At 44.4% G+C, this 1,116-nt stretch carries 1 protein-coding gene; it reads left to right on the top strand.

Annotated elements, in window-relative coordinates; all coding sequences use genetic code 11:
* Positions 1–736 (top strand): TraB/TrbI/VirB10 family type IV secretion system protein (locus tag F6K20_RS39485; protein WP_353736921.1); only part of this gene is annotated, 736 nt, incomplete at its 5' end.
* Positions 737–1,116: the final 380 nt, after the last annotated feature.

Raw genomic sequence — 1,116 nt, 5'->3', positions numbered from 1 at the left:
CTATGCTCTTTTGAGTCTAATTAATCGCTTATACTCATCCTCAAGGAAGATATATTTAATGTTTATTTCCCATCGTTGGCAGTCCAGAATCGCTCTACTCACAGCATTGGGGATCACTTCAACTGTGGCGTTACCAATGTTGATGGCTACTCAAGCTACTGCCCAGTCTAGATTCTACATCGAGCCACAGTTGGCTCAATTTACCCAAGTCATCATTCCTGCTGGGACTTTGATACCAGTTGAATCCGACGACGCCAAGAGAATCATTGTCACTCGTAATGAAACTCTACCGATAACGGTGATAGTAGCTAGAGATGTAGTCTCCTTTTCAGGAACCCTCCTAATTCCAGCCGGTAGTGAGATTGAAGGTGAAGTGCGTCCAGTTAACAGAGGTTCTCAGTTTGTCGCCGAAGAGTTGATTCTCAGGGATAGTGATCAATCCTTATCTATTGATGCCACCTCCGAGGTTGTCACCAAAACTGAAACTATTACCAAAAACACTGATCCGGATTTGCTCAAAGGTGCTGCTATTGGTGCAGCTGCCGGGGCTGTACTTTCTGAAATCTTTGGTAAGCTTGAGTTTTGGGAAGTTTTAGCTGGTGCTGGACTCGGTTTGGTTACAGAACTTCTCCTTGCAGGAGGTCAGGAAGACGTAGAAGTAGTTGTCATCGACCCTGACACAGATTTAGATGTAACCTTGAAGTCTGATTTAGTCCTTAACATTGACAATCGCTAATCTGAAGGATGAAGGATGAACCCTTCACCCTTCATCCTTGACTTGATAATTAATAATTCATCCTACCCGACGGTAAAGCTATCAGGCGAAGATCCTTAATCGTTAATCTTACCCTACACCGAATTGCTAAGGGCGAACATCCTTGATAATGTAAGCATTCACTTATAGCGCTACGCGCAAGTAAGAAGTTAGAAGTCAGAAGTCAAAAGTAAGCTATGACTAAGTTTCGGAGTTTAGGAGCGATGCAGAGGTGCGACCCGTGGCGAATTTAATTCGCCAACGGAAAACGCACCATTACGGTCTTGGGGGTTTCCCCCATGAGCGACTGCATCAAGACAATGTCCTAACAGTAGCGCATAGTGCTATATCAGCTATTAGCC

It is taken from the genome of Moorena sp. SIO2C4 (assembly GCF_010672485.1).
Lineage (GTDB): Bacteria > Cyanobacteriota > Cyanobacteriia > Cyanobacteriales > Coleofasciculaceae > Moorena > Moorena producens.
This window is presented reverse-complemented; position numbering and strand designations above follow the sequence as displayed.